Annotated in this window: 28 protein-coding genes; 14 read left to right on the top strand and 14 right to left on the bottom strand. The window is 58.9% G+C overall.

All coding sequences use genetic code 11. The annotated features are described in order from the left end of the window. Positions 1-90 (top strand): EF-Tu C-terminal domain-related protein (locus tag ACR0BZ_RS12635; RefSeq protein WP_282027698.1); only part of this gene is annotated, 90 nt, incomplete at its 5' end. A gap of 247 nt (positions 91-337) precedes the next feature. Here ACR0BZ_RS12635 and rpe read toward each other — a convergent pair. Then, the gene (gene rpe, locus ACR0BZ_RS12630; protein ID WP_480920360.1) at positions 338-1,027 is read right to left on the bottom strand and encodes a ribulose-phosphate 3-epimerase; all 690 of its coding nucleotides are present in this window, start codon (positions 1,025-1,027) and stop codon (positions 338-340) included. A gap of 163 nt (positions 1,028-1,190) precedes the next feature. Between rpe and phnC the strand changes: the two genes are divergently transcribed. The 4 genes from phnC to phnE (ACR0BZ_RS12610) all read left to right on the top strand — a co-directional run bounded on the left by phnC (position 1,191) and on the right by phnE (ACR0BZ_RS12610) (position 5,294). Further along, positions 1,191-2,012 carry a phosphonate ABC transporter ATP-binding protein gene (phnC, locus tag ACR0BZ_RS12625; protein WP_480507128.1) on the top strand — a complete coding sequence of 274 codons (822 nt, stop codon included), beginning with the start codon at positions 1,191-1,193 and terminating at the stop codon, positions 2,010-2,012. Positions 2,013-2,079: 67 nt separating this feature from the next. Beyond that, positions 2,080-2,982 carry a phosphonate ABC transporter substrate-binding protein gene (phnD, locus tag ACR0BZ_RS12620; RefSeq protein ID WP_480507127.1) on the top strand — a complete coding sequence of 301 codons (903 nt, stop codon included), beginning with the start codon at positions 2,080-2,082 and terminating at the stop codon, positions 2,980-2,982. Positions 2,983-3,048: 66 nt separating this feature from the next. Next, entirely contained in the window at positions 3,049-3,930 is an 882-nt protein-coding gene (phnE, locus tag ACR0BZ_RS12615; protein ID WP_480920359.1) for a phosphonate ABC transporter, permease protein PhnE, read from the top strand. Then, a complete protein-coding gene (gene phnE, locus ACR0BZ_RS12610; protein WP_480920358.1) occupies positions 3,927-5,294 on the top strand; it encodes a phosphonate ABC transporter, permease protein PhnE in 1,368 nt (455 codons plus the stop codon). The genes phnE (ACR0BZ_RS12615) and phnE (ACR0BZ_RS12610) overlap by 4 nt, the downstream gene beginning before the upstream one ends. A 200-nt stretch (positions 5,295-5,494) precedes the next feature. Here phnE (ACR0BZ_RS12610) and phnF read toward each other — a convergent pair whose 3' ends face one another. Beyond that, positions 5,495-6,205: a phosphonate metabolism transcriptional regulator PhnF gene (gene phnF, locus ACR0BZ_RS12605; protein ID WP_480920357.1), complete on the bottom strand. Its 711-nt coding sequence runs from the start codon at positions 6,203-6,205 to the stop codon at positions 5,495-5,497. 103 nt (positions 6,206-6,308) lie between these two features. On the opposite strand from phnF, the gene phnG reads away from it, so the two are divergent. The 3 genes from phnG to ACR0BZ_RS12590 are packed head-to-tail and all read left to right on the top strand — an operon-like array spanning position 6,309 to position 8,437. Beyond that, positions 6,309-6,767 carry a phosphonate C-P lyase system protein PhnG gene (phnG, locus tag ACR0BZ_RS12600; protein ID WP_480920356.1) on the top strand — a complete coding sequence of 153 codons (459 nt, stop codon included), beginning with the start codon at positions 6,309-6,311 and terminating at the stop codon, positions 6,765-6,767. Further along, complete coding sequence (phnH, locus tag ACR0BZ_RS12595; protein ID WP_480920355.1) at positions 6,767-7,342, top strand: phosphonate C-P lyase system protein PhnH; 576 nt, start codon at positions 6,767-6,769, stop codon at positions 7,340-7,342. Before phnG ends, phnH begins: the two co-directional genes overlap by 1 nt. Before the next feature lie 3 nt (positions 7,343-7,345). Beyond that, entirely contained in the window at positions 7,346-8,437 is a 1,092-nt protein-coding gene (locus ACR0BZ_RS12590) for a carbon-phosphorus lyase complex subunit (protein WP_480488329.1), read from the top strand. Positions 8,438-8,439: 2 nt separating this feature from the next. Here the strand turns inward: ACR0BZ_RS12590 and ACR0BZ_RS12585 are convergent, their stop codons facing one another. Beyond that, positions 8,440-8,727 (bottom strand): hypothetical protein, encoded by a 288-nt coding sequence (locus ACR0BZ_RS12585; RefSeq protein ID WP_480920354.1) that lies wholly within the window; start codon positions 8,725-8,727, stop codon positions 8,440-8,442. Positions 8,728-8,743: 16 nt separating this feature from the next. On the opposite strand from ACR0BZ_RS12585, the gene ACR0BZ_RS12580 reads away from it, so the two are divergent. The 4 genes from ACR0BZ_RS12580 to phnN are packed head-to-tail and all read left to right on the top strand — an operon-like array spanning position 8,744 to position 11,622. Beyond that, the gene (locus ACR0BZ_RS12580) at positions 8,744-9,604 is read left to right on the top strand and encodes an alpha-D-ribose 1-methylphosphonate 5-phosphate C-P-lyase PhnJ (protein WP_480920353.1); all 861 of its coding nucleotides are present in this window, start codon (positions 8,744-8,746) and stop codon (positions 9,602-9,604) included. After that, entirely contained in the window at positions 9,601-10,371 is a 771-nt protein-coding gene (gene phnK, locus ACR0BZ_RS12575) for a phosphonate C-P lyase system protein PhnK (protein WP_480484061.1), read from the top strand. The genes ACR0BZ_RS12580 and phnK overlap by 4 nt, the downstream gene beginning before the upstream one ends. A gap of 22 nt (positions 10,372-10,393) precedes the next feature. Then, on the top strand, positions 10,394-11,077 hold the full coding sequence (phnL, locus tag ACR0BZ_RS12570; protein WP_480920352.1) for a phosphonate C-P lyase system protein PhnL: 684 nt from the start codon (positions 10,394-10,396) through the stop codon (positions 11,075-11,077). Next, a complete protein-coding gene (gene phnN / locus ACR0BZ_RS12565; protein WP_480920351.1) occupies positions 11,074-11,622 on the top strand; it encodes a phosphonate metabolism protein/1,5-bisphosphokinase (PRPP-forming) PhnN in 549 nt (182 codons plus the stop codon). Before phnL ends, phnN begins: the two co-directional genes overlap by 4 nt. On the opposite strand, the gene ACR0BZ_RS12560 is transcribed toward phnN, so the two are convergent. Then, a complete protein-coding gene (locus ACR0BZ_RS12560) occupies positions 11,604-12,287 on the bottom strand; it encodes a DUF1045 domain-containing protein (protein ID WP_480832663.1) in 684 nt (227 codons plus the stop codon). The two genes, phnN and ACR0BZ_RS12560, sit on opposite strands and share 19 nt — an antisense overlap. 52 nt (positions 12,288-12,339) lie before the next feature. On the opposite strand from ACR0BZ_RS12560, the gene ACR0BZ_RS12555 reads away from it, so the two are divergent. Continuing rightward, positions 12,340-13,482 (top strand): alpha-D-ribose 1-methylphosphonate 5-triphosphate diphosphatase, encoded by a 1,143-nt coding sequence (locus tag ACR0BZ_RS12555; protein ID WP_480920350.1) that lies wholly within the window; start codon positions 12,340-12,342, stop codon positions 13,480-13,482. Here ACR0BZ_RS12555 and ACR0BZ_RS12550 read toward each other — a convergent pair whose 3' ends face one another. Genes ACR0BZ_RS12550 through ACR0BZ_RS12520 form a run of 7 tightly spaced genes read right to left on the bottom strand, consistent with a single transcriptional unit; the run spans position 13,483 to position 19,976 of the window. Further along, entirely contained in the window at positions 13,483-13,959 is a 477-nt protein-coding gene (locus ACR0BZ_RS12550) for a class I SAM-dependent methyltransferase (protein WP_480488318.1), read from the bottom strand. Positions 13,960-13,969: 10 nt separating this feature from the next. Beyond that, positions 13,970-14,725, bottom strand: coding sequence for a polysaccharide deacetylase family protein (locus ACR0BZ_RS12545; RefSeq protein ID WP_480920349.1), 756 nt, complete (start codon positions 14,723-14,725; stop codon positions 13,970-13,972). Further along, entirely contained in the window at positions 14,722-15,864 is a 1,143-nt protein-coding gene (locus ACR0BZ_RS12540; protein ID WP_480920348.1) for a glycosyltransferase family protein, read from the bottom strand. The genes ACR0BZ_RS12545 and ACR0BZ_RS12540 overlap by 4 nt, the downstream gene beginning before the upstream one ends. Beyond that, positions 15,861-16,445 carry a histidine phosphatase family protein gene (locus tag ACR0BZ_RS12535; RefSeq protein ID WP_480585906.1) on the bottom strand — a complete coding sequence of 195 codons (585 nt, stop codon included), beginning with the start codon at positions 16,443-16,445 and terminating at the stop codon, positions 15,861-15,863. Before ACR0BZ_RS12535 ends, ACR0BZ_RS12540 begins: the two co-directional genes overlap by 4 nt. Then, entirely contained in the window at positions 16,442-17,518 is a 1,077-nt protein-coding gene (locus ACR0BZ_RS12530; RefSeq protein ID WP_480920347.1) for a glycosyltransferase family 4 protein, read from the bottom strand. The genes ACR0BZ_RS12535 and ACR0BZ_RS12530 overlap by 4 nt, the downstream gene beginning before the upstream one ends. Next, entirely contained in the window at positions 17,518-18,765 is a 1,248-nt protein-coding gene (locus tag ACR0BZ_RS12525; protein WP_480920346.1) for a glycosyltransferase family 4 protein, read from the bottom strand. The genes ACR0BZ_RS12530 and ACR0BZ_RS12525 overlap by 1 nt, the downstream gene beginning before the upstream one ends. Then, positions 18,762-19,976 carry a glycosyltransferase family protein gene (locus ACR0BZ_RS12520; protein ID WP_480484051.1) on the bottom strand — a complete coding sequence of 405 codons (1,215 nt, stop codon included), beginning with the start codon at positions 19,974-19,976 and terminating at the stop codon, positions 18,762-18,764. Before ACR0BZ_RS12520 ends, ACR0BZ_RS12525 begins: the two co-directional genes overlap by 4 nt. Before the next feature lie 391 nt (positions 19,977-20,367). On the opposite strand from ACR0BZ_RS12520, the gene ACR0BZ_RS12515 reads away from it, so the two are divergent. Then, positions 20,368-22,749, top strand: a complete 2,382-nt coding sequence (locus ACR0BZ_RS12515; protein ID WP_480920365.1) for a mechanosensitive ion channel domain-containing protein — start codon at positions 20,368-20,370, stop codon at positions 22,747-22,749. Between the two features lie 88 nt (positions 22,750-22,837). Here ACR0BZ_RS12515 and ACR0BZ_RS12510 read toward each other — a convergent pair whose 3' ends face one another. From ACR0BZ_RS12510 to ACR0BZ_RS12500, 3 genes are read right to left on the bottom strand one after another with little or no spacing between them, the layout of a single operon-like run. Beyond that, positions 22,838-24,193 carry a CoA transferase gene (locus ACR0BZ_RS12510; protein WP_480920345.1) on the bottom strand — a complete coding sequence of 452 codons (1,356 nt, stop codon included), beginning with the start codon at positions 24,191-24,193 and terminating at the stop codon, positions 22,838-22,840. Beyond that, positions 24,190-25,344 carry an ABC transporter permease gene (locus ACR0BZ_RS12505; protein WP_480484049.1) on the bottom strand — a complete coding sequence of 385 codons (1,155 nt, stop codon included), beginning with the start codon at positions 25,342-25,344 and terminating at the stop codon, positions 24,190-24,192. The genes ACR0BZ_RS12510 and ACR0BZ_RS12505 overlap by 4 nt, the downstream gene beginning before the upstream one ends. Next, positions 25,341-26,369 carry an ABC transporter permease gene (locus ACR0BZ_RS12500; RefSeq protein WP_267363792.1) on the bottom strand — a complete coding sequence of 343 codons (1,029 nt, stop codon included), beginning with the start codon at positions 26,367-26,369 and terminating at the stop codon, positions 25,341-25,343. The genes ACR0BZ_RS12505 and ACR0BZ_RS12500 overlap by 4 nt, the downstream gene beginning before the upstream one ends. Between the last annotated feature and the right edge of the window lie 11 nt (positions 26,370-26,380).

Raw genomic sequence — 26,380 nt, 5'->3', positions numbered from 1 at the left:
CCGATCGCGATGGAAAACGGCCTGCGCTTCGCCATCCGCGAAGGCGGCCGCACCGTCGGCGCTGGCGTCGTGTCGAAAATCGTAGAATAATCGGTAGGCCGGGCTTCAGCCCGGCACATCGGTGAACAAACAAAGGCCGCTCCCTAGGGGGCGGCCTTTTTTAGGCTTTTCTATCGAAGACCGTCGACCTACCCGTAGGCCGGGCTTCAGCCCGGCGCGTCTATGATCCTAATGAAGGCCACGACCAGAACGTCAAGGCAGGGCGCATCCCGACCGACGATTTCAAAGAAATCCAGCTTTGTGTGAAAAGCAAACTACGCTGTCGAGAGCGGGCGGCTCAGCCCAACCCGCCTTCAGCTGCGGCCCGTACGGCCCGAATATTCTCACCGTAAACCTCGGGCTGATCAACTGATCCGCCTTTGAACACGGCAGACCCGGCCACCAGCACATCAGCCCCCGCTGCGGCAACAAGGGGTGCTGTCTGGGGATCAACTCCGCCGTCGATCTCGATATGCACCGGGCGGTCACCGATCATCTGGCGCAATTTGCGGATCTTGCCGGTCATGTCGATGAACTTCTGGCCGCCAAAGCCGGGGTTTACGGTCATGACGCAGACCAGATCGGTGAGGTCCAGCAGATGCTCGACCGCTTCAGCCGGGGTGCCCGGGTTCAAGGCGACGCCTGCCTTCATGCCTGCGGCGCGGATCGCCTGTAGCGTGCGGTGGGTGTGGGGCCCCGCCTCGACATGCGCGGTCAGAATGTCTGCACCTGCATCAGCGTAGGCCTGGATGTATGGATCGACCGGCGTGATCATCAGGTGCACGTCCATGACCGTCTTTACATGCGGGCGGAAGGCTTTGACGGCTGGCGGGCCAAAGGTCAGGTTCGGGACGAAATGGCCGTCCATTACGTCAACATGGACCCAATCCGCGCCCTGCGCCTCGATGGCCTGAATTTCCTGCCCGAAATTGGCAAAGTCGGCGGACAGAATGGACGGCGCGATCTTGATGGTGCGGTCAAAGCTCATATTGGCCTCGTATCAGCTGAAGAGTCGCGGATGCGTATACCCGTGAGGCGGAGCGATGGATACCCCCCGCGCGTGTCGGGTCGTTACAAAACTTTCACTACGCTGACACATATCCGTTGAACGGCATCTGTAGCAGTCCGCCAACATGAATTGGGGGTGGCACGTGCTGCGTATCAAGAAACTGACCAAACGCTTTGGTGACAATGTTGCCGTGAATGCCGCGACGCTGGATGTGGACAAGCCATGCATGATCGGGATCATCGGACGGTCGGGCGCGGGTAAGTCCACCCTGCTGCGGATGATTAACCGCCTGACGGATGCCAGCGAAGGCGAAATCCTGTTTGAAGGCCGGGACATCACCCAACTGAAAGGCCGTGACAAACGCGCCTGGCAGGCTGATTGCGCGATGATTTTCCAACAGTTCAACCTGGTGCCGCGCATGGATGTGGTTTCGAACGTGCTGCATGGCACGCTCAACCGTCATTCCACGCTGGCCGCTATGTTCAACCTGTTCCCAATGGATGAAATTCACCGTGCCATCGACATTCTGGACCGGTTGGGAATTGCGGAGCACGCTCCGAAACGGGCCGAGGCCTTGTCGGGCGGCCAGCAACAGCGCGTGGCGATTGCGCGGGCGCTGATGCAGGACCCGAGGATTATTCTGGCAGATGAACCAATTGCCTCACTGGACCCGATGAATGCACAGGTTGTGATGCAGGCGCTGCGCCGCATCCACGAAGAAGATGGCCGTACCGTTATCGCCAACCTGCACACACTGGACACTGCACGTCGCTATTGCGACCGCGTGGTTGGGATGCGCGACGGGCGCATCGTGTTCGATGGGCTGCCCGAGCAACTGACCACTGGCGTCGCCCGCGAAATCTATGGTGCCGATGCCAGCTTCTCGGAAGAAGCGACATCAACGGAAATCGAAACGCTCGACGCCACGCAAAAGGCGCTGATGGAAGCAGAGGCAACCATCTGAGCGGTCCCAACACCTTTCATCGCCCGGCCCGATGAGAGGCCGGGGTTATCAAACTGGAGAGAGACAGATGAAAAAACTGATTGCTGCCTTGGTCGCAACCACAACACTGGCCGCACCGGTCATGGCCGAAGAAATCAGCGAATTCCGCATCGGCATTCTAGGTGGCGAGAACGCTCAGGACCGGATGAGCAAAAACGAGTGTCTGCGCGAATACACCGAAGAACTGTTGGGCGTTCCGACCAAACTTTTTGCCCCTGCCGACTATAACGGAGTGATTCAGGGGCTGCTGGGCGGCACGATTGATGTCGCCTGGCTGGGTGCGTCGGGCTATGCCAAAACCTATCTGAGCGACCCCGAAGCGGTTGAGCCGGTACTGGTTAAGGTGAACACCGATGGCGGCTACGGCTACTACTCGGTTGGTTTTGCACGCAAGGACAGCGGCATCACCTCGCTTGGTGACATGAAGGGCAAGGTTTTTGGCTTTGGTGACCCGAATTCGACCTCGGGTTATCTGATCCCGTCGATCGAGATTCCCCAGGCCACCGGAGCAACCATGGAATCGGGTGACTATTTTGCTGAGGTGAAATTCACCGGCGGTCACGAGCAGACAATTGTCGCGGTGAACAACGGTGACGTTGATGGCGGTGTGACCTGGGCTGATGGTCTTGGCGAGTGGGAAGACGGCTATCAGTCGGGCGCGCTGCGCCGCGCTGTGGATGCTGGTCTGGTCGACATGAACGATCTGGTCGAGATCTGGAAATCGGCACCGATCCCGGAAGGTCCGGTTGTACTGCGCAAGGCTCTGCCCGAGGATGTCAAAGCTCAGGTCACCGAATTGTGGAACACGCTGGATGAAAAAGACCGCGAATGTTTCTACGGGGTGGCCGCGGGTGAGGCCAAGAGCTTTGATCCAATTACGCATGAGGCCTACGAGGTCATCATCGAAGCGCGCAAGCTGAAGTCCAACTAAGACCGCAAATCCAATGATCGGGGTCCGGTGATGTACCGGACCCCGTTTTCCCTTCAGGAGCATTCCATGACAGACCTTACTGCAGGGTCATTATCCGTCGATCAGATCCGCAACGACTATACAGCGATGACACGACGCAAGCGGGTCTATGGCGGCATCCTCCTGATCCTGTTCCTGTCGTTGATGGCGGCAGGGTTTCGCACAGCCGACAACCGGAATGCCGGCAGCTTTGTCGATGGCTGGCACCGTATTCTTGATTACCCCACAGAGGTTCTGTCCGAGGCGGGGGAAAAGATTGCCGAAATGCCAGCCAATCTGGTCTCGTTCTTCCCGGCTCTGATCGAGACAATCAACATCGCGGCGGCGGCGACGCTTGTTGGCACAATTGTCGGGACGTTTTTCGCCCTGATGTCGACACGCGGCATGGCGCTGTGGCCGTCATTTATCCCGCTGTTTCGCCGAATATCAGACATCTGCCGCGCCATTCCCGAGATCGTAATTGCGTTGGTTCTGATCTTCATTCTGGGCGGTGGCCCGGTTCCCGCGATGATCGCTATTGCGATTCACACAGCTGGCGCATTGGGCAAACTGTTTTCCGAAGTGAACGAGAATGCCTCGCTGAAACCGGTGGAAGGGCTGCATTCCGTCGGTGCCAACTGGTCACAGCGGATGTATCTGGGGGTGATCCCGCAGGTCGGGCCGAACTATGTCAGCTACGCGCTGCTGCGGTTCGAGATCAATATCCGTGCCTCGGCCATTCTTGGATTTGTTGGGGCGGGCGGTCTGGGTTACGAGCTGCGCAATGCCATGTCCTGGGGGCAGGGGCGTTATGGCGAAGCCGCGGCCATCTTCATTCTTCTGTTCGTTACAATCGTGGTCGTCGACCAGCTGTCTGGCTACCTTCGCGACCGTCTGACCCACGGCTCGGAAAAAGGAGCTTTGGCATGAGCACTTTCGCAACCAATTTGACTGTTGATGACCTCAAAGCCGAAGCAGATCGCTTGTTCAACCGCAAAAGGTTGATGAATTTCGGGTTGCCTGCTCTGGTTTTCGTCTATCTGGTCTATGTCTTCTTTGCTTTTGACGTGTCGGGCCTTGTGGGGCGCGCAAACTGGGCAAATGGCAAGACGCTGGTGGCAGACAGCTATAGCTACAAAACGCATGTCGCGCGGGATAATCGCACCGGTGAAGTGTCTGTCGCCATCGAGGGTGAGCGCAAGGGCGCTTACCCTGAGGGTCAGGCGCCGGAGTGGGTGGCACTGGGCGAGACGACCGTGATCGACCTTGAAAAGGGCCATGTGGTGCGTTTCGGTGCGCAGACGGTGGAATATGACATTCCCGGCTATGGCACCATTCGCGCGACGCCCACGCGTTCGGCCGGTGTGCAGGCCGAGTTGCCGGAGGGCGAGGTTCCGGAGTGGATCAATGTCTCTAAAAACCGGCTGTCTGTGACCACGGACGCAGGTCGTTTGACTGTCACCCGCAACCGGTCCGAGGTGTTCCGCTATTTCACAGGGTGGGAATTGTTCTGGTTCACGCTGGACAGTCCTTATTTCGGCAAGTCCTTCCCGGAACTGGCCGGACGCGCGGTGTCGGGCGAGGCGGGTGCGATCTTAAATGATTTCTGGACCAACAAGATGTGGCGCCATCAGGATGTGGCGTGGGCCATCTTCGAGACGATGCTGATGGCATTTCTGGGCACGTTTGGCGCGGCGATTGTGGCCCTGCCATTGGCCTTCCTTGCGACGCGCAATTTCAACCGGATGACATCCATCCGCTTTGCGACACGGCGTGTATTCGATTTTGTGCGCGGCGTAGACGCGTTGATCTGGACTGTGGTTCTGGCCCGCGCCTTCGGCCCCGGCCCGTTGACCGGTGCGCTTGCCATTCTGGTGACGGACACCGGGACATTCGGCAAGATATTCTCGGAAGCGTTGGAAAACGTGGATCAGAAGCAGATCGAAGGTGTGCAGTCCACGGGTGCGAACGCCCCGCAACGGTATCGGTTCGGCGTTATCCCTCAGGTCACGCCTGTTTTGCTGAGCCAGCTTTTGTACTTTCTCGAATCCAACACCCGCAGTGCGACGGTGATCGGTGCAATCACGGGGGGCGGTATTGGCTTGCTGCTGACGCAGGCAATCATCACGCAGAAAGACTGGGAAGAGGTCGCCTACTACATCATCCTGATCATTCTGATGGTGATGTTGATGGATTGGTTTTCGGGCTGGCTGCGCAGTCGTCTGATCCAGGGCGAGTCGGGTAAAAAGCGCAGACTGCGCACGCCCGACCCCAAACCGTTCCTGTTGCCCTGAACCGGGTTAGGAGTGGCAAGAAAACGGCACGGTTCAGTGCGGCGCAACCGTTTGAAAAAGCGTCACAGAGCTTTTGCACGACCGTTCATCCGATTGCCGGGACAACGCTGGCCCAAAGGCAGTTTATCCGGATTTCGCGCCACGCCCAACGGGATGAGACCCCCGGCAGGAGGTCGACGTCAGGCGGGAGAGGTTGTGGTTTACTCTTCGTTTAGCGTCAGCGTGACACGCTCACCAGCAAAGACGGTTCGACCATATTCGACGGGTGCGCCGTCCGGGTCCACGTTGACACCGATCGAAAACAGCACCGGGGCACCTTCGGACAGTTGCAGGTGAAGGGCTTGCGTTGCTGTCGCACCGCGCGCGGTCAATCGGGTCGAGATGCGGGTGTAGTCCGCGATGCCGCAGCGTTGCAGGGCTTTTGTTACTGACTGGGTCTCGGTCAGCGCCTGTAACAGGTTTGGAAAGCGTTCTGCCGGGAAGACACTTTGAAAAACGGCTATGGGCTGCCCATCCGCCAGCGATAACCCGTCATAGACATGCACCGGGCCCCCTTTGCTCAGACCCAGTGCTTCGGCCTCGGCTTCATCTGCCGCGCGTGTGGTCAGGGCCAGGATTTTCTTTCCCGGTATCTTGCCGCTGGCCGAGACGTTCTTGTGATATCGAACCCTTTTGCCAATCGGATAGTCGGTTGGCCGCGCCGCCACAAAAACGCCCGCACCGCGCCGGGCATGAACCAGACCTTGTTCCGACATGTCAGCCAACGCGCGCCGCACTGTGTGGCGGTTGACACCGTATTTAGCGGCCAGCTGCGCTTCGGTCGGCAGGCGGTCACTGGTTTGATACCGCCCTTCGGCAATGTCCGAGGTCAGGCGCAGGGCGATGCTTTTCCAGATCGGCGTTTTGCTCATGTCACCAAATCTTCACACAGTTGGAGATTGCGTGTAGCGCACACGCAGGTTAATATTTGTCTAGTTGTATAGTTTAAATAGACAACCCGGCCAAGAGGCTTTGATGACAGATCAGACAGAAATCGCGACCGGGGCGCGCAGGGATTGGATGGGTTTGCTGGCCCGTGCACCTGCCGACACCCTGATGACCTTGTGGGACGGGATTGAGACCCGCCCGAGCTTTGACTGGCTGCGCCGCCCCGAGGTCGGGAGCGTGATGGTGCGTGGTCGCACCGGCGGCACCGGAGCACCGTTCAATCTGGGCGAAATGGCGGTCACGCGCTGTTCTGTGGTGTTGCAGGATGGAACGGTTGGTCACGGTTATGTTCAGGGTAGATCGAAACCCAAGGCCGAAGCCGCAGCATTGATTGATGCGATGATGCAGACCGGGGCAGCAGATGAGGTGCAGGCGCGGCTGCTCGACCCGCTTCAGCAGCAAATGCAGGCGGTCAAAAGCACACGCGCGGCCAAGGCAGCGGCCACCAAGGTTGAGTTTTTCACGCTGGTTCGGGGGGAAGATTGATGGCCGCGCAAACACAGTTTTCCGGGGGCTTTGAAAACGCACCTGTCGATGCCGCACATGCGTTCCGCGCTGCGATGACAGTCATGGCACGCCCGGGCGACATACGCGTCCTGTCGGGCGGTGAACCTCCTGCACCTCTGTCCGTGGCGGCTGGTACACTGCTGCTGACGCTGTGCGACCCCGAGACCAGGGTTCACCTGGCCGGAGGCACCGATACCGCCGCAATCCGCAATTGGCTGACATTCCACACGGGCGCCCCGCTCGTATCCGCAGCAAAGGCTGATTTTGCCGTTGGCACGTGGGAGGCATTGGGACCGCTTAACGCCTATCGCATCGGAACGCCGGAATACCCGGATCGTTCTGCGACCCTGATTGTGGAATGCGACCGGCTAGAGCAGAGCGGTACCGTTCTGAGCGGCCCCGGCATCAAAAAGACCGCGCGCCTGTCTCTGCCGGATATTCCGGCGCTTCAGGGGAACGCGATGCTCTACCCTCTGGGGTGCGATTTCTTCTTTACCTGCGGCAACAGGGTTGCGGCCCTGCCACGCAGCACGCAGATCACGTCGGAGGCGTAAGCGATGTATGTTGCTGTCAAAGGGGGTGAAAAAGCTATCGAGAACGCCCATGCCTGGTTGGCCGAAGAACGCCGGGGCGCGACCGATGTGGCAGAACTGAGCCTTGCACAGATCCGCGAACAGTTAAGCCTTGCAGTGAACCGGGTCATGGCGGAAGGCTCGCTTTATGACCCCGATCTGGCTGCGCTGGCGATCAAGCAGGCGCGGGGCGACCTGATCGAGGCGATCTTTCTGATCCGCGCCTATCGCACCACGCTGCCGCGTTTTGGCCATTCAAATCCGGTCGAAACAGGTGAGATGGCCTGCGACCGCCGGATATCGGCCACGTTCAAGGATGCGCCCGGTGGGCAGGTTCTGGGGCCAACGTTCGACTATACGCATCGTTTGCTAGATTTCAAACTGGCCGCGGATGGTGATGTCCCGAAAGTTCCGGAAGGGTCAGCGCGGCAGGAACCGACGCCGCATATCACTGAATTCCTGAAAGACGAGGGCCTCATTCAGGACGAGCCGGCAAGTGATGACACCCCCGGCGACCTGACGCGCGAACCGATGGAATTCCCCGCCAATCGCCCGTTGCGCCTGCAATCGCTGACACGCGGGGATGAGGGTTTCGTGCTGGGCATGGCATATTCCACCCAGCGCGGTTACGCACGCAACCACGCGTTTGTGGGTGAATTGCGGATCGGCAAGGTTGCTGTTGAAATGGACATCCCCGAGTTGGGGTTTGCCATAGATATCGGCGAGGTCGAACTGACCGAGTGTGAGACGGTGAACCAGTTCAAGGGTTCAAAAACCGAGCCGCCTCAGTTCACGCGCGGTTATGGTCTGGTCTTTGGTCAATCCGAACGAAAAGCCATCGCGATGGCCTTGGTTGATCGCGCGCTGCGGTGGAAGGAACTGGGCGAAGACAATCTGGGCGCGCCTGCGCAGGATGAAGAATTTGTTCTGAGCCACGCGGACAACATTCAGGCAACCGGTTTTCTCGAACACATCAAGCTGCCGCATTACGTGGATTTCCAGTCCGAGCTTGAACTGGTCCGCAAACTGCGCCGCGAGGCTGACGCGCGGATCACGTCAAAGGAGGCTGCGGAATGAGCTCAAAACCCAAAAAAGAAATCTATTCCGAGCGAGGACGCTATTTTCCAGAGCGCAACAAGGCTCAAGCCTCCAAGAATGGCTATTGTGATTTCAAGTTTCTTGATCCTCTGTTCAAGACCAACTCTAATTTCAGTGTGTTGGGCGTTGAGGCGTTCCAAAATCTCGTTTTTGCAATCCAATTGCTGATCTCGGATCGCACGAAGCTCCCGTTTTATGATCTCTTCTTCGCTCGGATTGATAATTTGATTCAATTCCCAAGGTTCCAATGCATTTGTTCCGTTTTGCATAAGGGGGGTGTTCAAGATGTCTGAATACAACTTTGCATATTTGGACGAACAAACCAAACGGATGATCCGCAGGGCTATCCTGAAGGGCCTGGCTATTCCAGGGTATCAGGTGCCCTTTGCCAGCCGTGAAATGCCGATGCCTTATGGCTGGGGCACCGGAGGGGTGCAGGTCTCGGCCGCGACGCTGACGCCTGAGGATACGCTCAAGGTCATCGATCAGGGTGCGGATGACACGACCAACGCAGTGTCGATCCGCAAGTTCTTTGAAAAGACCGCAGGTGTGGAGACGACCGAGGAAACCGAGAAGGCGACGGTGATCCAGACCCGCCACCGCATCCCCGAGGCGAAGTTGCGCGAAGATCAGATTATCGTTTATCAGGTGCCGATCCCGGAACCTCTGCGTTTCCTCGAACCGCGCGAGACCGAGACACGCAAGATGCACAGCCTTGAAGAATATGGGCTGATGCATGTTAAACTGTATGAGGATATCAGCCAGCACGGGGCAATCTCGACCGCTTACGCCTATCCGGTGAAAGTGTGTGGTCGGTATGTGATGGACCCGTCCCCGATCCCCAAATTCGACAACCCGAAGCTTGAAATGGATGCGATCCAGCTGTTCGGCGCAGGGCGCGAGCAGCGCATTTACGCGGTACCGCCACATACCCGGGTCGTGAGCCTTGATTTCGAGGATTACCCGTTCGAAGCCACCAAGGCCGATCATCCCTGTGACCTGTGCGGAGCCGAGGATAGCTATCTGGATGAAGTCATCATGGATGATGCGGGCAACCGGATGTTTGTCTGTTCGGATACCGATTATTGCCGGTCGCGCCGCGAAGCGGGCCATATGGGCCGACTGGCCGAGGAGAACGCGGCATGACCCCCCTGTTGCAGGTCAAGGGCATCGAAAAGCTCTATGGAGCGCGGATCGGATGCGCGGATGTGACTTTTGATCTCTACCCCGGTGAGGTGATGGGGATCGTGGGCGAAAGCGGGTCGGGCAAGTCGACCCTGCTGAATTGTCTGGCCGGTCATCTGGTGCCCGATGCAGGGCAGGTGATCTTTGACACGCGCGCGAACGGGCCGGTGGACACGGTAACCATGTCTGAGCCCGAACGCCGGATGCTGAGCCGTACCGACTGGGCCTTTGTGCATCAGCATGCACGTGACGGGCTGCGGATGTCAGTTAGTGCCGGAGGCAATATTGGTGAACGGCTGATGGCCGTGGGCGAGCGCCACTATGGTGACATCCGAGACAAGGCCATTGACTGGCTGGGCCGGGTCGAGATCGAGGCGGCGCGCGTTGATGACCGGCCCACCGCGTTTTCGGGCGGAATGCAGCAACGTTTGCAGATCGCCCGTAATCTGGTGACTGGCCCGCGACTGGTGTTCATGGACGAACCGACCGGGGGGCTGGATGTCTCGGTTCAGGCGCGATTGCTGGACCTCTTGCGCGGCTTGGTGCGTGAAATGGGGCTGAGCGCGATCATCGTGACCCATGATCTTGCTGTGGTGCGTCTGTTGGCCGACCGGTTGATGGTGATGAAGGATGGTCATGTGGTTGAGGCCGGGCTGACCGATCAGGTGCTGGATGATCCCCAACACGCCTACACGCAACTGCTAGTGTCCAGCGTTCTGCAGGTTTGAGTATTTGGGAAAAGGTGAAGCAATGATTGAACTGATCAATGTGAGCAAAAGCTTTACCCTGCACAATCAGGGCGGTGCTGTTATCCCGGTGATGGAAGGCGCGTCGTTGAGGGTTGAACCGGGTGAGTGCGTTGCTTTGACCGGGGCGTCTGGCGCGGGCAAGTCCACGCTGATGCGCGTGATTTATGGCAACTACCTGGCGGCCTCTGGTCAGGTGCTGGTTGGAGGTCTGGACGTGGCAAAAGCCGAGCCGCGCCAGATCTTGACCCTCCGCCGGGAAACGCTGGGCTATGTCAGTCAATTCCTGCGGGTCGTGCCGCGTGTGCCGACGCTGGACGTTGTGGCAGAGCCTTTGCTGGCCGTGGGTTGCGACAGAATTGAGGCGCTGGAGAAATCAGCCGGGTTACTGAGACGGCTGAACATTCCTGAGCGCTTGTGGACCCTGAGCCCCACAACCTTTTCGGGCGGCGAACAGCAGCGGGTGAACATTGCGCGTGGCTTTGCGCATGACTACCCGGCGATGTTGCTGGACGAACCGACGGCAAGTCTGGATGTGCAGAACCGCGAAACCGTGTTGTCGCTGATTGAAGAGGCAAAAGGGCGTGGCGCGGCGATTGTCGGGATATTCCACGACCTCGATGCCCGTGAGCGTGTCTGTGACCGCGAAGTCAATGTCGCTGACTTCACGCCGGGACTGGCGGCATGACACTTGCCCCTGTCATAGCGATTGTTGGCCCTTCGGGAGTTGGCAAGGACAGTGTCATGGAAGCGTTGGAGGCACAGGCGCCTGGCGTCCGGCGCGTACGGAGGGTGATCACCCGCCCCGCAGGCGAACAAGGCGAGGATTTTGACCGGGTTTCGGTTGCAGAGTTCCAGCAGATGGAACAGGCAGGCGCTTTTGCGCTGAGCTGGCCTGCGCATGGACTGTTCTATGGTATCCCAGCCGCGATTTTGCGACAGCGTCAGGGGGCGAATGCGGTTCTGGTCAATCTTTCCCGCAGCGTTCTTTTGCAGGCGCAGAAGGTGTTTGGAGATCTGATCGTGATCTCTCTGACAGCAGATGCAGGGGTTTTGGCGCGGCGCCTGTCCGAGCGGGCACGGGAAAGCGCAGACGAGCAGGTGCGGCGGTTGTGTCGCGCCAACGCGAAGTTGCCGGATGGTCTGAACCGGGTCATCGAAGTCGACAATTCCGGCACGCTGGAAGACACGGTCGCCGAAATCCTGCGCCGTCTTCAACCGGAAAGCGCGTAGCGATGGATCAGGTGAAACCTCCCATCTTCGGCTTCGCCCACCAGGGCAAGATCAGTGATCTGGAAGGGCTGTGGCAGCAAAGGGTTCAGATGGGTTTGCAGTGCTTCTTGGGTTGCCCTGAGGGTTGGTTTGTCCAGTTTTCCGCTCAGCGTGATGTGGAATCGAAACGCGTCCAGCACGTAGGGATAGCCCCATTGGATCAGATTGTCGTCCTGTTCGGGGGTCAGCCCGGCGGTGCGGCGGCGCGTCAGTTCGGCCTGAGTGGCAGGTGCGCGAAACCGGTCGAGGTCGCGAACACAGGCCGCGGCCAGCGCATTCAGCGCCTGCGTTTCACCCAGCGGGCGCAGCGCCAGAAACCGGCCAAGGCGAGCAATTTCCAGGCCGTCGAGAGTGACGGGCTGCTGGCGCGCAGCCAGCGCAATGCACGCCTGGTGCAATGCGTCAAAGGTCAGGCCAACGCGCAACCGGAACGGCGGTTTCAGGGTCGCGTGCAGCCCGTATTTGCGCGGCACCTCAGTGATGGTCGCAATGTCGATGCCACCCATGATCGGATGCGCGACCTGCATTCCTTTTGCCATGTCCCAGCCCAACCAACTGGTCGCAATTTCCGTCCAGGCCACCTCGGCGGGTGGCGCAAAATAGATCGCGTATCGCGTGAATGTCACATTGGCCTCCTATTAAGTGGCCTTCCAATACCTCAGATTGCGTGAAGTTCAGATGACAGAAGACTTGATCCTTGCCAATGCCACGCTTGTGTTGCCGAATGAAACCGTGACCGGTTGTGTTCGAATTGCGGGTGACACTATCATCGAAATCGACACCGGGCGTGCAGTTCCCGCTGGTGCGATAGATTGCGAAGGCGACTATGTCAGCCCCGGTCTTGTCGAGTTGCACACGGATAATCTTGAACGCCATATTCAGCCGCGCCCAAATGTGCATTGGCCCCATGCCGCCGCCATTCTGGCCCATGATGCGGAACTGGCCAGCGTGGGGATCACAAGTGTGTTCGATGCGATGCGGGTTGGTTCAATCCCGTCCGGCGCCGGAAGGTACGGAAAATATGCCCGCGGCCTGTCGCGGGAGTTGTGGGAACTGCGCGAGCAGGATGCGCTCAAGATCAGCCATTTCCTGCATTTGCGGGCAGAGGTGTGTTCCGAGACACTGATCGAGGAACTGGACGAGTTTGGACCCGAGGACAGGGTTGGTCTTGTGTCCATCATGGATCACACCCCCGGCCAGCGTCAGTTTCGCGACATGGGCAAGCTGCAATCCTATCTGAAGGGCAAATATGCCATGGACGATGATACGTTCTTTCAGCATGTAGCCCAGCTGAAAGGCCTTCGGGATCGCAACGGTGATGTGCACGAGGTCGAAACCGTCAAGGCCGCACGCCGATTTGGAGCCGTTCTTGCCAGTCATGACGATACGACCGAAGATCAGGTGAAGGTCTCGGCAAGTCACGGCATTCGGCTGGCTGAGTTCCCCACAACGGTTGAGGCCGCACGAGCGTGTCATGATCACGGCATCAAGGTCATGATGGGTGCGCCAAACGTTGTTCGCGGAGGCTCTCATTCCGGGAATGTTGCAGCCCGAGAATTGGCCGAGCTTGGGCATCTGGACGTATTGTCCTCGGATTACGTGCCGTCGGCCTTGTTATTGTCTGCGGTCATGCTGGGTGAAATGTGGGGCGATATGGCGCGTGGGATGAAGACCGTCACATTGGCCCCGGCGCAGGCCGCCGGGCTAGAGGATCGTGGCGAGTTGCGCGCCAATGCCCGCGCCGATGTTATTCGTTTCCGGATGCGCGCGGGTGTACCGGCCCTCAACTCGGTATGGGCGCGCGGTCGCCGTGTGGCGTGATCAGGCCGTATAGAACAGGTAACGGTCCGGCGCGATCGTCTCGGGCCCTTTGATCTGATTGAAGCCGACAAGGGGCTGGCCGGAAATCAACAACCCACCGGGCTGCATGACTTGCGCGATCAACGGGCTGAGGCGTGCGGCTTCGGCCACATCTTCGTGTTTGATGCCGCGTCCGAAATCATAATGAGCCAATGCGATCCTGTGCCCCTCGGCCATCAGCCTCCGCAGCATAGGTTCAGCTTCGCCTTGCAGGAAATCTTCGGCCGGTGGCGTGCTGTCAGGATGGCATTGCAGCACACGATCCATCACCCAGATCCGGCGGTTCGGCAGGATCTCTCGCAGGTGGTCATAGGTGCGACCATTGCCTAGCCCCATATCCAGCACGTCGCCAGTTTGGTCACTGATCTGTTCGGCTGCCCAGTTCAGCCCGTCGCGTTGAGCCGTCAATCGGCGCAGCATGGAATCCAGTCGGCTCATGACGATGTCCTCATTCGTTCTTTGGTGCGACCCAGGGTGTGGCAGGACCGTCCAGCAGATGTTTCAGCAGCGCCTCGGTAAAGGCCCAGATGTCCTGATCATGGACCAGGTGATGGGTCAATACTCCAAAAGGCTCGGCGTTGTCTGCGCGGCCTTCGCGCCTGTCCCGCAGGAGGTTGACTGTCTGCGCGATCAGGCGATCCGGAGAGATCAGACCGCGTGAACCCCGCCAGTCAATCGGGTCAAGATGTGTGTTGACCTGCTCAAGCCCCGCAGCCGCCATTTTCGTTCTGCGGGGCGTTGCCGTGGAAAGAATGCGGTATCCCAGTGACGGAAGGTGTTCGATGACTTCTGGTGCAATGCGGTTCCACGGAGGGACAAACATCGGCCGCAGGGCGTTGCCGAACAAGGCGTCAAGGCATGACAATCCTGCCGCAGCATCCGCAACAACCTCGTCCAGCGGACGGTTGAGACGAAACTCGGCTTTCTTCTCACTGGCAGGCGCATGGTTCTTGTGGGACCACCCGTGGACCACAGGGATGAGAGTTTCGCCGCGCGCAACATAGTCAGCCAGCGCAGGGGTTGCCGCATGGGGAATGACGGCCAGATGTACCGGCAGGCCCAACTGTGCGGCCAGACCGGACAGGCGGTCCAACCGCGATGTCGGAGCGATCGCGTCATCGTCTCGCCACCACAGCGGAAGCGACAGGCCCGCTGCATGCCAATGGGTCAGTTCGACCTCAAGTGGGTGCCAGTCCGGGTTCATTTACGCCGCTCCAGCAGGTGCTTGGCGATCTCTACAGTTTGGGTCGCGCCGTCAAATCCAAAATCCTGCTGTGCTCGGGGTCCATCTGAAATGACACGCTCTACGGCCTGCGCCAACGCCTGCCCGCTCAGGGTTCGGCTGAGAAGCACCTCGATGGCTGGCAAACTCGACAGGCTTTGCCCACGCAGCCCCTGTTCAACCTCTTTGCCATCATCGAACGGGACAAAAACAGCGGGTGTTCCGCTTTGCAGAATATCCATGGCGGTGTTGTAGCCGCACATGCTGACCGATGCCGCCGCATGGGGCAGCATCTGGCGAAAATCCGGGCGCACGGGTTCCAGAATTGCCGAGGTTCCTTCGGCCAGTTGGGACAGCTCGGCTATTCTCGCCTTGGCATCCGTCCCGCCGACCAGCAAGCGCCAGCGCCTGTTGGGCATCTGGCGGGCGGCCTCGATGGCCGCGCGAAAGATCGGTTGCCCCACAGAACCACCGCCTGCACTGACAAGGATTTCGCCCTGTCCAACGGCCTCAGGATGCGGTTGGGGCAGTTCCGGCGCTACAAAGCCGGTATAATGCAACCGTTCCGCCAATCGGTCCGACACCGGCCAACTGACCGAAAGCGGTGTGACACTTTCGGTCGAGTGAACAAGAATGCCGTCATAAAAGCGGGTAACGATATCTTCTGTACGCTGGGCCTTGGCAGGTTTGGAAGGAGGGGCCAGAATATCCCGGATCGATCCCAGGATGATCGGAGGCCGAGGCAGGGCCCGTGCCGCATTCAGGGCCGCGTCGAATTCCGCTGCCAGCGACCGGCGGCCAAAGGGGTAAAGCTCGGTTATCAGGATTTGCGGCTGAAAGCTGTTTACCGCCTGCACCATGGCTGTCACACGCGCGCGCTGATAATCCGCGTCAGCCTCGACGCCGCTTTCAGTCAGAAGCCGGGTGAAATTGGTTCCATCTGATCTGAGCGGCGGCAAACCGAACAGGGTTTGCCCGCTGCTGTCCAGTTGAGGCGCAGGCATCCCGCCCGAGACGACCATGACTTGGTGGCCGTCATCCCGGAACGCCCGGCCCAACGTCAGGGCCCGGCTTAGATGCCCTGTTCCCAAAAGGTGCGTGACAACGATCATCACCTTCATGGCATCGGCCCATGTTTGATCAGGCGAACGGGGTCCGGGTCTGCGGTCATTGTGTCCATATCAACGATATACAGCCGATTGCGCTTGATCTTGAAGGGGGCGGGACCATCAAAATCCCAACCCCACGCCTGGGCGAGAATGACCCGCATGATGCCAATATGGCAGACCGCGACTGTATCCTTTCGCAGTCCGGACACCCAGGGGCGCAGCCTGGTCCAAACCTCGGCAGGGCTTTCACCGTGAGGCGGGCGAAAATCCCAGCTCCAGTCTTCGATATGGCGATACCCGCTGGTTTCATCGGCGATCAGGTCGACACCTCGAAGCCCCTCCCAGTCGCCCCAATTCATTTCGGTCAGCGCGTCCGAGGTTTTCGGGGCGCGCCCAGACACGATCCGCGCCGTTTCACTGGCGCGCAGCAACGGGCTGGACCAGATATCAGCGGCGGCCCATGGGTCAGGCAAGCGATACCCGGCCAGTTCAGACCGCGCGTCGTCATCCAGTGGAATATCACTGCGCCCCTGAATGCGCCCTGCGCGGTTCCAATGGGTATGCCCGTGGCGAAGCAGTGCAAGACGGGTCATGATACATCCTTCAACAAGGGCCGTAGATGCGCCCACAATCGCTCGGTCGCCTGAGGCATAAGATGGCGCCGTGCCACATAGCTGCGCGCATTCGCCCCAAGCGCACGGCGCTGCGCGGTATCCTCCAGCAGGTTTTGCATGTGATCAGCAAGCCCTTTGGCCCCAGCATCAACCGATGGGTAAACCGCAGGTGCCAGCACATCCCGAACGCCGGGGCGGTCCTGTGCGATCACGGGCAGGCCTGTCGCCTGCGCCTCGAGATAGACCATCCCATAGGCTTCGTTCACGCCCGGCCAGACAAGCAGGGATGCGTGTTGGTAGATTTTCTGCAAGGCCGCCCGGTCGAGCTGGCCCAGAAAGTGCACGCGGCTTCCGAACGGCACCATCAACGCTTCAACATCCGGCCGCGCCGGACCGTCCCCCGCGATGTTCAGGTTCCAGTCACATGTCAGGTGCGAAAGGGCTTCGGCCAAAATCCGGTAGGACGCCAGCTTGTCCCCATGCCGCATCATTCCGACAGTAAGCATGGGGCCGTCCCCGGCCGTAGCCACAGGCAACACGGTTTCAGGCAGAAATGGCGGCAATTCAACCAGTGCCTGCTTGCCAAAACGGTCCCGTTCCAACGTAATCAGGTCATTGGCAGTGTGGTAGAAAATGATATCCGCTGCATCACACGCCTGATGCGCCGCTTGGGCGAAATCGGCCCACGGCCCGTTCAGCCTGCTTGATGCGCGCGTACTTTCCAATTGCACATACGGAATGCCGCGCGCCTGGCAGATCTTGGGGCCCAGCAGGTCGGGTGCTTTGTAGTAATTGTGATAAGTCACCCACAGATCTGTATCAAAGGGCAACTCGGCGTACAGCCGCTGTGCTTCATTCTCAGCCGCGCGAACAAGGGTTTGCTGTAGGTCCCGGTCCCCGTTCTTGTCGTAGACGCGCAGGTCCGAAGCCAGTTCGACCTTATTTCCCTGCGCCGCCAAGGCCAGCATCAGGTTTCGCGCCATTTCGCGGTCGCCCGAGGGTTTCTGGCTGTCGGGGGATTTCATTGGCGCATAAAACGCAACCCGCGCCATTACGCGTCTTCCATGCTCAGGGTTTTCAGCCGTGCCGACAGCCGTGCAATACTAGGGTCCATTCGAAAATCTGCAATCAGACGGTCAAAGGCTGCACGCGCCATAGTTGCTGCCGTTTCCGGATCAGCGGCCAGTGCTGAAATGGCCGAAGCCAATGCAGCCGGGTCGTCATCAGACAACACGCCATGCGTTCCGGATTGGATGAACTCCGGTATGGCCGAAACCGGTGTCGACAGGATCGGCAATAGCTGCGATGCGGCCTCCATCAACACGTTTGGCAATCCGTCACGATCCCCATCCGCAGCAATCCGACTGGGCAAGACAAACAGGTCGGCCCTGCGCATGGCATCGATCACCTCTGGCTGATCGCACGCTCCCCTCCAGGTGATGCGGTCCGTGATACCAGCAGCGCGCGCCTGTGTGTGCAGAGTGTCCCCAAGACCCCCGCCGCCAATGTGGGTCCAATGCCAGTTCAGGTTTTCCGGCAGCAGTGTGAAGGCCGCAATAAGACGGTCAAAGCCCTTCTTTTCAACCAGTCGTCCAACGGAAATCATGTGAAACGGATCGCCAGCGGCGCGTATCCTGCGTTTTGGCGGTTCGGGGAAGCGCGACAGGTCCAGACCGTGATAGATAAGCTCCACGCGGTTGGGGTCATCAGCTAGGCTGCGCAGGTGTTCCGCGCCGATTGCCGTGCAGGTGGCCCCGAAAGCGGCCCCATACGTTGCGGCCTGCAGCTTTTCACGCTTTTCCCAATCCGGTGAGGTCCAGATATCCTTGGCATGGGCAGAAAAGCTCCATGGCAGACCGCGCATGATGGCCGCATATCGGGCGACCGACGAGGGGGTGTGCATGAAATGGGCATAGAGCCCCTGCGTCTGGGCGGGTAACTCGGCGGCCAGAACACATGCTTGCCCGAACCGGCGGATGCGGTTCGGCGTCGGGTCGCGGCGCAGGTCGTGCCGCCAGATCTTGTAGGCTTCGGCATAGCCGGGCAGGGCTTGGGCGGCAGCGCGGGCCGCCCACACCCGCTGTGGCTCTTCATGCAGGTATTCTGGCAGATAGCGAACCTGCCCCGAGAAGCGGTCGTGCAAAGGGTGACGTTTGGTGTCGGTTGGATGGCGCAGGGACCAGATGTCAAATCGGTGCCCGGCTTCCTGCAAGGCAACAAGTTCCTGCGCGATAAATGTTTCGGACAGTCGCGGCCAGCCTTTGACCACAACCGCCAGATTGGGAGAGGCCGAGTTCATCCAGTGGCTCGTTTCTGTTCCCGTGTCAGCAGGCTGTCAATGCGGTCGGTGACATAGTCCAAACCATCCAGCAATCCGCTTTGGATGGCCTGCGACGGCACTGATTGGTGCGGCAGGTTGCGGATGGCACGGATCATTGCGTCAGGTGTCAGGCTGTCGCGTTGTTCGTCCAGCATCTTGACCAGCCCCAGCTCTTCTGCGCGTGAGGCCCGTATCCACTGTTCCAGACGGGGTGTGGTGCGTGGAACGATGACGGCCCGTTTGTCAAAGGACAGGACCTCGCAAAACGTGTTGTAGCCGCCCATGCAGACCACGCCTTCGGCCCCGGCAAACAGCGTTTCGATCTGCGATTCAAACCCAACCGCAGTTACACGACCATTCAATGCGGCAACCCGTGCTTCGAAATCGTTGCGCAATTCACCCGACAGGAACGGGCCATAGACCAGCACAGCACGCGGCGACAGGTCTGGATCTTTCTCGTAGGCGGACAAGACCAGGTTGACCAGTGCCTTGCCATCGCCACCGCCACCGGGTGTGATCAGGATATAAGGTTGCTGAGGCGGTTCACCGACCGGGCCGAGGTCGCGGCGCAGATATCCCGTCCAGTGAATGCGGGATCGCGCTGACGCGCTTAGCGGCAAGCCTTGCGTCGGGTCGTAGATCGATTGCGATCCGTAAACCCAGATCTCATGATAGAACCGCTCGGTCGCCTCGATGGCTTCTTTGCGCGCCCATTCGGCGGCCAGCACTTCGGGTTCGTCCAGCACATCACGCAGGCCCAAAACCAGTTTCGTTCCGCAATGGCGTTCGAGGTATTTCAGTGTCGGCAACAGCTCACCCCGGAACCCTGTCGGTTCCTTGTCGACGACCAACACATCGGGGTCGAATTGCTGAACCGCAGTCTGGATCAATCCCGCGCGCAATTCGGTTACTTCGTCGATCCCCATTCCGATTGTGCGCGCGGCATACGATCCGTCCGCGCGCTTGGTCACACCGGGCAGGCGCACATGGTCAACGCGGCGGGGAAAGGTAAAACGGCCTGCCACGGGCGAACCCGTCAGGATCAGCGCCGAGGCGCTTGGATCCGCCTGCGTGATTGCCGCAGCCAAGGCGCGGGACCGGCGCAAATGCCCCAGACCGAACGTGTCGTGGCTGTAAAACAGGATACGCGGCGCGCGGTCCGGTTTAGAATTGGTTGTGCCAAGGCTCATAGTGTTGCCCGTCTTCTTGATCCCAGAGCGAAATCCGCGCGTTCGCAAGCGTTACTGTATATTTCAATCCCACGCTTGCCAAAGGCGGATTTGCGCACTTGCAAATGTTTCAAGCATTGCGATTTGGCAACAGCGTATTGACTGTTTCGCGACATATCGCACCACCGCCAGACAAGATCGCCTAATGAGAACGATGAAGACAATCGAGGCCGACCAGAAACCTTTGCTTGGTCATATTCAATTATTGAAAGATTGAAAACACCTGCGCTCATCAGAGTGCGCCAAGAACACGTCCAAACACGATATTGAGACGGTTCGATGCGAGTATTTGAACTGCTTGAAACGCTTCTGTAATCTGACCAATATCGGCAAAAACTGGATGCACGACCCAATGCGAAATAACTTTCTGGCCGCATTTTTTTTGGCGTTTTGGGCCATTTTCCTGAGCATTTCCACTGGTGCATTGGCGCAGTCATCCTTGATTCCCGGATATCCTTCAGGGTCGGGCAGTTCGTCCGAGGCCGACAAGGAAAGTGATCTGGCCGCTGCAATCCGCGCGGCCAGCGATGCGGGCGCAAGTGTCATTGTCATCGACAGTGCCGGTCAGGTTGTGACAACTGCAGGCGGAAAGGATGCAGGTTCGGAGGGCGCAGACAGCGATTCGAGCAACCCAATGGGTGACGGTTCGCAACTGATGAAGGCGCAAGAGCGGTTCTCGAAGTTCCGTGAGTCGATGCAATCGAGGCTCGAGGCGCTGCCCTATTCTATTTTTGAAGTACAATACATCCTGCGCCAGACCAGCCCGGATGGCCGAATTCAGACCTATGTCGAGGTGTTGGGTTGGAACATCCTGTTCCTGTTACTTGGGCGGTGGCTGTCGATCGAGATATACGGGAAGCGGTTCGCGCGCCGCTGGGTGGTGGCGCGGATCAAGGACGAACCACAGGGGTATCGGGAAAAGATGCCGTTCCTGCTGTTCCGGTTCCTGATGGGGATTGGAGCCACGGTCTTTGCCATGATCATGGCTTTGATCGTCGGGTATCTGATCTTTGGCGAGGCCGAGGATATCTCGGTCCAGTTCACGATCACGGCAATCTTTACGGCCTTTTTCCTGTCGCGCACGGTGTCGGACCTCTGGCGCATGGTCCTGTCACCTTATCTGAGCCAATATCGATTACCGCCCTTTTCGGACAAGAATGCGCGCAGGCTGTATATTTGGGCGTCCGTGCTGGCGACCTATGACATTTCGGTCGTTCTGTTTTCTACCTGGGTCGCGGATTTTGGACTGAACTACAACGTCTACGCCATGGTGTATGGCGGTCTGACAATGCTGGGCGCGCTGGGCAACATACTGATGATCCTGTTCAACGCCCGTGCAATCTCGAACGCGATCCGGGGTGGGCGGGCATCCGAACAGGTGTCATGGCTGTTGCGGTTCGTGTCTTTTGGCTGGGCACCGGCATTGATTATCTATGTCGTGTTCAGCTGGTTCCGTCTGGCCGTTGATCTGGCGCTGGAGCATCCGACGCCGCTGCCGCTGATTGCAAGCAGCTACATGATCTTCATGTCCGTGGTCGTGGCCTATGGTGCAATGAACTATCTGCTGGAGCGATATTTTGACCGCTCGCGCATGATTAGCGAAATTAACGGGGAAGCCGCCGCAGCGGAAGAAGGCGTCGTGACGACGGATATACCCGAGCCCGAACAACCGAAGCAGCATCTTCTGACTTATGAAGACCTGGCCCGCCGGGTAGCCGGAATTCTGGCTTTCGTGCTCGGGGCTTATGCGCTTGTCGTGATATGGTACCCGAACGCGGACTGGAGCGAGGATCTGCCGGTTGAACGTGCGCTGGATGTGATGGTTGTCCTGTTCATCGGGTACATCCTGTTTCACTTCTTTCGGATTTGGATCGACAGCAAAATCGCTGAAGAATCCGACGATGGCACCGAGGTTGAACTGGGCGACGAAGGTGGCGAAGGCGGGCAAAGCCGTCTGGCAACGTTGTTGCCGCTTTTCCGGGGCGCAATTCTGGCCGTTGTCGTGGTTACAATCGTTCTGATAGTCCTGATGGAACTGGGTATTAACGTCAGCCCGCTGTTTGCGGGTGCCGGTGTGGTTGGTTTGGCCGTGGGGTTCGGGTCACAAACGCTGGTGCGCGACATTTTTTCCGGCGCATTCTTCTTGTTGGATGATGCGTTCCGGAAAGGAGAATATATCGACATTGGGGATGTGAAAGGCACGGTCGAGAAAATCTCGGTCAGGTCCATGCAACTGCGCCACCATCTGGGTGCGCTGAACACCATCCCCTTTGGCGAGATCAAAGTGCTGACCAACTACTCGCGCGATTGGGTAATCATGAAGCTGCCGCTGCGCGTGACCTATGACACCGATGTCGAGAAGGTCCGCAAACTGATCAAGAAACTGGGACAGGAGTTGTTGACCGATCCTGTAATCGGAGACAATTTCATCCAGCCGCTGAAGTCGCAGGGCGTGATCGAGATGCAAGATTCGGCGATGATCATCCGGGTCAAGTTCATGACGAAACCGGGTGATCAGTGGCTGGTTCGCAAAAAGGTCTATCAGGACATACGCGAGTTGTTCGCGCGCGAAGGGATCAAGTTTGCACATCGCGAAGTCACTGTAAGATTGGCAGATGGGAAAGAGGCGGAAGACCTGACACCAAAACAGCGTGAAGCCGTAACGGGGGCTGTTCAGGCTGCGATTGACGAGGATTATCTGGACGATATCGGACCAGGCGGTGACGACCGTTAGCAAGGCCTTCCGCCGCTCTGAATTGCGCCTCGGATGAGGTGCCACCGACAGCGTGAGGTCCGGCTGCGCGTTTCGCGCGACGGTTGGGTCAGTTGGAAGTGAAGGGCCAGACCGGTTCGGATGTGCCCAGTTTCGAAGCGGGCAAATCCCATTGCAGCACAGCGTCACCGAGACTGAGGGCTGGTCTCAGGCGGTGCCCCGGTCCCCAGCCCGAAGCTTCTGTCGCAGGGGAGTAATCCGTGGGCGTCGGAGTAATGGTCTCTGCCTCGACGTTGTCTTTGCCGAGAACCGCCAATAGCTCGGCGGTGCGGGCAAGGGACAGATGCGCATGCATGATGGAATTGCCCGACGCGGCCTCGGCCAATGCGGAAAGGACGGCGGCTGCCAACAGGTAGCCGGTTGCGTGGTCCAAAGCCTGAACCGGCAATGGCGTCGGTTTGTCGGCGTCAGCCCACTCCATGCCCGCATGCGCAATTCCCGCGCTCATCTGGACAAGACTGTCAAACCCGCGCCGGGTCGACCAGGGGCCTTGCCAGCCATAGGCATTCAGCGTCACCTCGACCCTGTTCGGTGCCAGTTCATCGCGCTTGGCGCGGGTCAGGCCAAGTGCGTCCAAAGCGCCGGGCCGGTACCCATGAACGAATACATCCGCTTGGGGCAGAAGTTCTTGCAGCCGTTCCATGCCATTGGTCGATTTCAGATCGAGATAGGCGCAGTGTTTTCCAAGTGAAATGTCGGGGATCACACCGGGTTCGTCCCAGCCGGGCGGATCGATCCGCAGAACCTCGGCCCCGAAACCGGCCAATGTGCGGGTCGATACCGGACCTGCCAGAACGCGTGTAAGGTCAAGAACCCGCAGCCCGGCAAGAGGTCTTGCAGGGGTTGCCTGCGGTCTCTCGCGCAGCTTGACGTACCGGGGGCCTTGCCAGCCAATCAACGGGTCGCGCGATACAGCGCGGCCCTGCGGGTGTTCAAGCCACTCGGTCCGGCTGCGCATGGCAGCGGCCACGCCGCCTTCGGCCACAATATCGGTTTCCAAATCGGATATGGCCCGGGTTCTGACGGCTTTTGCCACAGCTTCACGCTCTGGCGGGGTGCCGAGAACCTTCATCGCTGCTGCGCGATGGCGCGGAAGGTTGGTGTGCAGCCTGATCCAGCCATCTGAGGCCCTGTAGTCCCCCGCGACCGCATCCCAAAGGTTTGGCATTTCCCAGCCATCGGGCTTGAAGGAATAGCCGAACCACAACGATGCCAGCCGGTGGTCGATGGCGATCTCGGGGGCGTTTTGGGTCAGGTTCAGCGCCTGCATAAAGCGGGCCATCTCTTGCCCAACGGCTGCAAAGCTGGCCGTCGCCAGTTCGGAGACGGCAAAAGCACTTGGCAGAGCGCCTTTGCCGACCTTGCGATATCGGTCGGCGGCGGGAAGGGTGGCAAGAAGGCTCATTGCTGATAAGGATCAAGGCTGTCGCGCAACCCGTCACCCAGAAAGTTGAAAGCCAGTACGATCACGATGATCGGCAGCATCGGGATTGCCGTCCAGGGGTAGATCTCGATCGATGCGAGGTTTTGCGCGTCATTCAGCATCACACCCCAACTGACCGCTGGTGCACGAAGGCCCAGGCCAAGAAAGCTAAGCGCCGTTTCCCCAAGTATCATTGCCGGGATCGACAGGGTGGCTGATGCAATCAAGTGAGACATGAAATTCGGCAACAAGTGCTTACGGATCACCCGGCCCGAGCTTGCGCCCATCATTTCTGCGGCCCGTACATATTCTTCCTCGCGTAGTGACAGGAACTTTGCACGAACTGAACGCGCCAGTCCTGGCCAGTCGAGGATGCCGAGGATGATCGAAATGATGAAGAATACGGCAACCGGGCTCCAGTTCGATGGCACTGCGGCAGACAGTGCCAGCCACAGCGGCAGTTCCGGCAGTGAACGCAGGATTTCGATGACCCGGTTGATGACCCAGTCGATGCGGCCACCGAAATAGCCGGCCATCGAACCGAACAGGATACCCAGAAAGAATGATACCGAAATACCGATCAGCCCCACGGTCAGCGACAGCTGCGCCCCATAAAGGATGCGGCTGAAGATATCGCGACCCAGCCTGTCGGACCCCCAGAGGAACAAGGTGGCACCATCCGGCGCGCAGAAAAGATGCCTGTCTGTCTTGATAAGACCCGCAAGTCGATATTCGGACCCTTCACAGAAGAACCGGATCGGGCGCGGGTCGTCAGTGTCAGGGACGAACTTCCACTGGAAGGTTTCCAGATCCGCCTCGGCGACGATTGGAAAAACATGGGGGCCGATAAAAGCGCCTTCGTAAAACCAGTTCACCGATTGCGGTGGCGCATACAGATGCTCTCCGTTTCGGTCATTCGGGCCATACGGCGCGATGAAACCGGCAAATGGGAGCATCAGGTAGCACATTAGCAGGAAGATGCCCGAGATCAGACCCAGCTTATGCGTGCGGAACTTGCGCCAGACCAATACCCAGTTGGGGGCATCCAGATCGGCGCGTTCCAGTTGCTGTATCGACGCCTGCGGATCAAACGGCGCGTCATCGACGTAGCGGTTGTCAGGAGTATCGGTCATGCTTCGCGCCCCTCATATCGTATGCGGGGATCCAGCATCACCAGCAGAATATCCGAGATCATCGTGCCGATAAGCGTCAGCAGCGCGACAAACATCAGGATAAACGCGGACAGGAATTGGTCCTGCGTTTTCAGTGCTGTCAGCAAAGTCGGCCCGATGGTTTGCAAGCCCAGAACGACTGACACCAGAACCGATCCCGACACCATAGATGGCAGAAGGTTACCGATATCCGCAACGAACGGGTTGAATGCCACGCGCAACGGATATTTCGTCAGCATCCGCGACGGCGCCATACCTTTGGCAATGGCCGTTTCCACATAGGGTTTCCCCAGTTCATCGAGCATATTTGCCCGCAGGCGCTGCATCATCGCCGATGCGCCCGAGGTTCCGATGACAAAAGTCGGAACGATCAGGTGGATGAGAATAGATTTCATCTTGTCCCAACTCAGCGGCTGACCTTCGAATTGCGGATCCATCAGGCCGCCGATAGGCAGGTTGAAATACCGATGCCCGTAGTAGAATAGGATCAGGGCCAACAAAAAGTTGGGTGTCGCTAGCCCCAGATAACCCACAAAGGCCGAGGTATAATCAATCCATGTCCGTGATCGCGCCGCAGCAATAACACCCAGGGGAAGAGCAACGGCATAAACAAACAGGATCGCGGCCAGGTTGACGACGACCGTCAGCCAAAGCGTGTCGCCCACGATTTCAGATACAGGCCGGTCGAACTCAAATGACCAGCCGTAATTACCTTGGATCAGACCCGAAAATCCGTGCGGTCCCGGCCAGAAGCCCACCCAGATCAGGTACTGTTCCCACATCGGGCGATCCAGAGCGTACTCGGCGCGCAGAAACTCGGCCTTGGCGACACCTGCTGACTGGCCCGAGGCCTGAAGCTCGGCAATCTGGTTGCTCAGGTAATCACCGGGCGGCAGGTTGATGATTATGAAAATCAGGACCGAGACCACCAACAATGTCAGCAGCATCGTGAAAAAGCGATACACCGCATAGCGCAGCATGACCATTTAGCTGCTCC

This window comes from Ruegeria sp. P8 (assembly GCF_056534665.1).
The sequence above is the reverse complement of the archived record's forward strand: the minus strand, read 5'-3'. Positions and strand labels throughout refer to the sequence as shown.